Source organism: Amycolatopsis sp. SID8362 (genome assembly GCF_010550475.1).
GTDB classification, from domain to species: domain Bacteria; phylum Actinomycetota; class Actinomycetes; order Mycobacteriales; family Pseudonocardiaceae; genus Amycolatopsis; species Amycolatopsis eburnea.
Map to the genome: position 1 here is coordinate 1 of NZ_JAAGNB010000638.1, position 2133 is coordinate 2133.

Genomic DNA, 2133 nt, shown 5'->3' on the forward strand with positions numbered 1-2133 from the left:
CCTTCGCCGACAGCCAGGGCGCGGACCGGTTCCACCTGGTCGCCCGCGACTGGGGCGGCATGGTCGCCTGGGCGCTCGCGACCGCGCACCCGGAGCGGCTGCGGTCGCTGACCGTGCTCTCCACCCCGCACCCGGCGGCCCTGCGGCGCGCGGCCGCGACCGACGACGGGCAGTTCCACGACCTCGGCTACATCCGGTTCTTCCGGCGCGGCGTCGGCAAAGCCGAGAAATACCTCTTACGCGACGAAGCCGCGCAATTACGCGCTGTTTACAGCGGCCGGATTCCGGTCGAAATCGTCGAACGCTCCGTCGCGCGCCTTTCCGAACCGGGCGCGCTGACCGCGACGCTGAATTGGTACCGCGGCGCCACGGACGACGATTTCGACATCCCGGCGGGCCGGATCACGGTGCCGACGCTCTACGTCTGGGGCCGCGAGGACCCGTACCTCGGCCAGAGCGCCGCCGAGCTGACCGTGCACCACATCGACGCCGAGTACCGGTTCCAGATCCTCGAGGGCGCCAGCCAGTGGATGGCGATGGAGGCGCCCGACGAGGTCATCGCCCTGCTGCTGGACCACCTCGGGCGACACTGACGCCGTTCTCGTCGAGCTCGGCGAGCAGGGCAGGCAGCCCGGTGGTGAGCATCTTGCGCCGGACCGCGCCGAGCACCTTGGCCATCGCGAACCCGCCGACGCCGGTGAACCCGGTGTGGTGGTAGGTGAAGCGGGTCCCGGCGTCGGTGGGCTCCAGCAGGTAGGCGACCTCGCTCGGCGTCTCCCCTTCCGCGCCGACCCAGGTGTAGCGCAGCAGTTCCCGCTCGCGGACCTCCAGCACCTCGCAGTCGACGATCCCCCGCCAGCCGGGCATCGGCTTGGCGACGAACTGGAACCGGGTGCCCGCCACCGGCCGGAAACCGACCGCGCGAGCACCCTTCCCGGTCGAGGTCCAGCGTGGGATCAAGGCCGGGTCGGTCAGCGCCCGCCAGACCTTCAGGGGCGAGTGCGGGTAGTCCCGGACGATGCGGATCTCGGACACGACGGCCTCCAAGTTCAGTGACTGTAATTTTACAGTAGCAGAAGTTTTCTGGCGGCTGAAGTAAGCTGGGCTCGTGACCACCACGGAAGGCGGGCTGCGCGAACGCAAGAAGCAGGCGATGCGCCGGCAGCTCTCCGACACCGCGACGAGGATGTTCGTCGAACGCGGCTTCGACGCCGTCCGGGTGGCCGACGTGGGTGCCGCGTGCGGCGTCTCCGAGAAGACCGTCTTCAACTACTTCCCGAGCAAGGAGGCCCTGCTCCTGGACCGGCTGGAGGCGACGGCCGACGCGGTGCGCGCGCACCTGGCGGACCCGGCGCTCCCCCCGGTCACCGGCATGCTGGCGGTCCTCGACGGCGAACTGGACGGCCTGGTCGAGAACCTCACCGCCGACCCCGACACCGACCGCGCGTTGGCGCGCTACCAGCGGTTCGGCGACTTGATCCGGAGCACGCCCTCACTGCGCGCATACCGGAGCGACGTCGCCGACCGGTTCACCGACGTCGCGGCCGAGGTGCTCGCCGTCCGGACCGGGCGGCACCCCGACGCCCCCGAGCCGCAGCTTGCCGCGGCCACCCTCGTCGGCCTGTGGCGGGTGCAGTTCCGCGCCTTGCGGACCCACCTGCGACCGGGCAGTCCTCTGCCGGAAGCGATCGACGCCGTGACGGAGGAGGTCCGCCGCGCCGCCCGGCTCGCCGAGACCGGCCTGGCCGGCTTCGGACAGCGCGCTGACCGGCAGACCACCCAGCACTAGCCGGTCTTGCGCACCAGTCCCGTGTACCCGACCAGCGCGAGCGTCGCCAACGCCCAGATCGCCGCCTGAACTGCCCAGATCGCCACCGTGAACACCTGTCCCGCATCAAGGCCGGTGTTCAGGTCGCACCGCCCCCGCACCCCAGGCGACAGCGGCAGCCCCCGATCCAACCCGACCCCGATCAGCTCCACCGTCGTGCACCGCGTGCCCGCCGCGGCCGTGAAGTCCGTGACGCGCTCGGCCGCGTGGTGGCCGCCCTCGCCGACCTGGCCCGCCCAGAGGCCGAGGCCGCCGGCGGCGATCACCGCCAGCAGCAATGCCGCCGCCGTGCGGCGGGCTCGGTA

General features: G+C 71.8%; 3 protein-coding genes and 1 pseudogene. 2 read left to right on the forward strand and 2 right to left on the reverse strand.

The window, feature by feature from the left end; genetic code table 11:
* Positions 1-593: alpha/beta fold hydrolase (locus G3I65_RS19925; protein ID WP_160697450.1), on the forward strand; the 593-nt coding region annotated here is incomplete at its 5' end.
* Here the strand turns inward: G3I65_RS19925 and G3I65_RS19930 are convergent.
* Positions 556-1035 carry an SRPBCC domain-containing protein gene (locus G3I65_RS19930; protein WP_160697451.1) on the reverse strand — a complete coding sequence of 160 codons (480 nt, stop codon included), beginning with the start codon at positions 1033-1035 and terminating at the stop codon, positions 556-558. The genes G3I65_RS19925 and G3I65_RS19930 overlap by 38 nt on opposite strands.
* A gap of 118 nt (positions 1036-1153) precedes the next feature.
* Here G3I65_RS19930 and G3I65_RS19935 point away from each other — a divergent pair, with 118 nt between their 5' ends.
* Positions 1154-1789, forward strand: coding sequence for a TetR family transcriptional regulator (locus G3I65_RS19935; protein WP_160697452.1), 636 nt, complete (start codon positions 1154-1156; stop codon positions 1787-1789).
* On the opposite strand, the pseudogene G3I65_RS19940 reads toward G3I65_RS19935, so the two are convergent.
* Positions 1786-2133 (reverse strand): annotated as a pseudogene (locus tag G3I65_RS19940) (hypothetical protein); the annotation flags it as partial. The gene G3I65_RS19935 and the pseudogene G3I65_RS19940 overlap by 4 nt on opposite strands.

Bases quoted from the DNA above. Each gene is read 5' to 3' on its own strand.
- G3I65_RS19935 (WP_160697452.1), top strand. From the start codon at position 1,154: ATGCGCCGGCAGCTCTCCGACACCGCGACGAGGATGTTCGTCGAACGC.